Source organism: Streptomyces sp. CC224B, from assembly GCF_030010595.1.
In the GTDB taxonomy this organism is placed as follows: domain Bacteria; phylum Actinomycetota; class Actinomycetes; order Streptomycetales; family Streptomycetaceae; genus Streptomyces; species Streptomyces longispororuber.
Genome location: NZ_JASCXL010000226.1, coordinates 1 through 3789 on the forward strand (window position 1 = coordinate 1; position 3789 = coordinate 3789).

Annotated in this window: 3 protein-coding genes; all 3 read right to left on the reverse strand. The window is 73.8% G+C overall.

Annotated elements, in window-relative coordinates; all coding sequences use genetic code 11:
* Window positions 1–1571: DNA translocase FtsK 4TM domain-containing protein (locus tag QK440_RS40920; RefSeq protein ID WP_282798343.1), on the reverse strand; the 1571-nt coding region annotated here is incomplete at its 3' end.
* Between the two features lie 437 nt (window positions 1572–2008).
* Window positions 2009–2692: a response regulator gene (locus QK440_RS40925; RefSeq protein WP_282798344.1), complete on the reverse strand. Its 684-nt coding sequence runs from the start codon at window positions 2690–2692 to the stop codon at window positions 2009–2011.
* A 595-nt stretch (window positions 2693–3287) separates the two neighbouring features.
* Window positions 3288–3789 (reverse strand): response regulator (locus tag QK440_RS40930; protein WP_282798345.1); only part of this gene is annotated, 502 nt, incomplete at its 5' end.

Genomic DNA, 3789 nt, shown 5'->3' on the forward strand with positions numbered 1-3789 from the left:
ATGTTCTTCGCGAGCGCGGTGATCTTCTCGACCTTCACGGCGGGGCCCAGCTCGACCTCGTAGCGCGTGACCGTCGGGCCCCGGGTGAAGCCGGTGACGACGGCGTCGACCTTGAACTCGCTGAAGACGGTGGTGAGCGATTCCACCACCGCGTCGTTGGCGGCGCTGCGGGCCTTGCCGGGGCCGCCGCGCTCCAGGAGGTCCAGGGACGGCAGGGAGTACGTGATGTCCCCGGCGAGCCGGAGCTGCTCCGCGCGCGGGGGCAGCTCGCGCGGCTCGTCCGGCGCGGCCTTCGTCAGGTCGGGCACGCCGGTGCCGCCGGGGTCCTTGGCGCCCTTCCTGCCGGGCCTGCCGGGCTGGGCGTCGGTCCCGCGCGCGGGCGGCACCGGCGCGGTCGGGTCCGGCGCCGGTCCGGACGGGGCCTGCTGCGCGCGGTCCCCGGAGACGCCCTGCGTGAGGTCGGCGACCAGCGGCGAGGGCGGCATGCCGTGCAGGACGGCGCCGTCGAGCGCGGCGGCAGCGGCGGCGGCCACGTCGACCGCGTCCATGGGGCGGTCCGGGTCGGGCTGTGCGGCGGCCCGGCGGGGCTTGCGCCGCTTGGACAGGGCCTCCGCCTCGGCCTGGTCCGCGAAGGCCGCGTCGGGGCCGCCCGCGGGCTTCCTGCGGCCGCGGGGGCGGGCGGGCAGCGCCTCGCGCCACTGCTCGTCGTAGCGCGCGTCGTCGTCGGTGAGCTCGGCGTACTCCGCGTAGTCGGCCGGGTCGGCGTACTCGTAGGCCTGCGCCGGGGCCTCGATGACGCCGAGGCGCACGCCGAGCGCGCGCAGCCGCTGCGGGATGGCGTTGACCGGGGTCGCCGTGACGACGAGCAGGCCGAAGACCGTGAGCAGCACCAGCATCGGCACCGCGAGGACGTCGCCCATGGCCTTGGTCAGGGGCGTGGCCGCGCCCCAGCCGACGAGCCCGCCGGCGTCCCTTATCGCCTGCATGCCGTCCGAGCGGGCGGGCGACCCGCAGGCGATGTGCACCTGCCCGAGCACGCCGACGACGAGCGCGGACAGGCCGATGACGATGCGGCCGTTGGCGTCGACCTTCTCGGGGTGCCGGATGAGGCGCATGGCCATCACCGCCACCAGGATCGGCACCAGCAGGTCGAGCCGTCCGAAGGCGCCGGTGACCAGTATCTCGACGAGGTCGCCGACGGGGCCGCGCAGATTGGACCAGGTCCCGGCGGCGACGATCAGCGCGACGCCGAGCAGCAGCAGCGCGAGGCCGTCCTTGCGGTGGGCGGGGTCCAGACCTCTGGCGCCGCGTCCGACGCCGCGGAACATCGCGCCCACGGCGTGCGCGATGCCGAGCCAGATGGCGCGGACGACGCGGTAGAGGCCGTTGGTCGGGCTCGGCGCCGGCTTCGGGACGGGCTTCTTCGCCGCGGCCTTCTTGGCGGGCGCCTTCTTCGCCGCGGCCTTGCTCGCGGGCGGTTTCCTGGCAGCGGCCTTCTTCGCCGGAGCCTTGGTCGGCGCGACCGCCTTCTTCGCGGGCGTCTTCTTGGCGGCGGGCTGACGTGAGGCCATGGGTGTGAGGTTACCGGGGGAGGCGACGGTGGACACGTGCGCCTACCGCTTCACCCGTTTGTGTCGCCCGGGTGAGGGCGCCGAGCTGACGCGGGCCCGTGGGAGGCGAGCTGACGGGGCTTCGAAGCGGGGCGGCGAGGGCTCGGCGGGGCCGCGCGGGGGCCGGGTGCCGGACACGCGCGCGGCACGTCCGCCCCGCGCGCGGCCGGCTGACGGGCACTCACGAGGAGCGCTAGGGCAAGGACGGCAGGCCATGCCTGAGCGCCTTGCCGAAGGTGCGCCCCGGGGCGGGCGAAGGCGCGGGACAGCTCCGTGGCGGGCGGCGGCGCGGGAGCGATCCCGGGCGCGTGCCGTCAGCGGCACTGCGGATTCCCTCAGCGACACTGCGAGTTTCCTCAGCGGCACCGCGGATTCCCTCAGCGGCGCTGCGGCTTCCGTCAGTTTTGCGAGGGCACCGACGGAGCGCCGCTGCCCGTACCCGGCTCCAGGGCGTCAAGAGCCCTGCGCAAACCCGTGAGTTTGCGTTCGAGATGCGCCGCCGTGGCGACCGCGGCGGCGTCGGCGGACTCGTCGTCGAGCTGTTTGGACAGCGCCTCAGCCTGCTCCTCGACGGCGGCGAGGCGCGCGGACAGCTCGGCGAGGAGACCCGCGGGCTCCTTGGTGTCCTCGGCCGCGGCCTTGCCGCCGCCCTCGAGCTGGAGGCGCAGCAGGGCCGCCTGCTCGCGCAGTTGGCAGTTCTTCATGTACAGCTCGACGAACACGGAGACCTTCGCGCGCAGGACCCACGGGTCGAAGGGCTTGGAGATGTAGTCCACGGCGCCGGCCGCGTAGCCCCGGAAGGTGTGGTGCGGGCCGTGGTTGATGGCCGTGAGGAAGATGATCGGGATGTCCCGGGTCCGCTCGCGCCGCTTGATGTGCGCGGCGGTCTCGAAACCGTCCATCCCCGGCATCTGTACGTCCAGCAGAATGACCGCGAAGTCGTCCGTCAGCAGCGCTTTGAGCGCTTCCTCCCCGGACGATGCCCGTACCAGTGTCTGATCGAGCGCAGAGAGGATGGCCTCCAGCGCCAGCAGATTCTCCGGCCGGTCATCGACCAGGAGGATCTTGGCCTTCTGCACCATGGCCCGCCCTCCTCGCCCCGGCGGTACACCGGGCGCCGCCCCAGAGGACGACTCCCTTGCGCCGTCCGTCCTTGTGCCGGTCATGGTAGCCGCACCCCGCCGGTCGCCACACCCTGTCACCGCGATGTCACTGTGCACGTAGCAGAAACGCAGTGGCGGACCAGAAGGTTCCCCGAATACCGCGGTTCTACACGGCGTCGGCCACACTCTGTCAGCAACTCCGCGTAGCGGTCCCGCTCCTGCACGAGGTCTCCGGAGGCCCGCCGGGCGACCGCTGCGCGGTTCCCGGACGGCATGCGGGCGGGGCCGCGGTCCTCCCACGGGCGGACGGCGGGCACCCGCCGGACGCTCCAGGGGCGGCCACGCGCACGGACGGCCCGCGAAGCGACGGCACGCGGACGGGCCGCCCGCGGACGACGCGCCCTCCGCCGGACCGTGCGCCGCGCCGCCGCCCGGTCGTACGTCCGCGAGCCGCACGGCCCGCGATACCCAGCCACCGGACAGCGACCGCCCTTGACGGGCCGCGGAACACCGGACACCGGCCATCGGTCACCCGTCACCGATGACCGGACACCGGGCCCGCACGGCAGCCCCCTCACTCCGTGCGCATCCACTGCTCCATCACCGACAGCAGGTGGTCGGGGTCGACCGGCTTCGTCACGTAGTCCGAGGCCCCGGAGTCGAGGGCCTTCTCGCGGTCGCCCTTCATGGCCTTCGCCGTGAGGGCGATGATCGGCAGCCCGGCGAACTGGGGCATCCTGCGGATCGCCGTCGTCGTCGCGTACCCGTCCATCTCCGGCATCATGATGTCCATCAGCACGACCGTCACGTCGTCGTGCTGCTCCAGGACCTCGATGCCCTCGCGGCCGTTCTCCGCGTACAGCACCGACAGGCCGTGCTGCTCCAGGACGCTGGTGAGGGCGAACACGTTGCGGATGTCGTCGTCGACGATGAGGACCTTCTCGCCGTCGAACTGGAACTTCGCGCGCGCGGGGGGCGCCTCCTGCGCGGCGTCCTCCTGCCACTGCTCCGGCGCTCCCGCGCCCGTACCCGCTACCGCCCCGGCCGGGGGGCCCCCGGCTGCGGCGCCTCGTCCG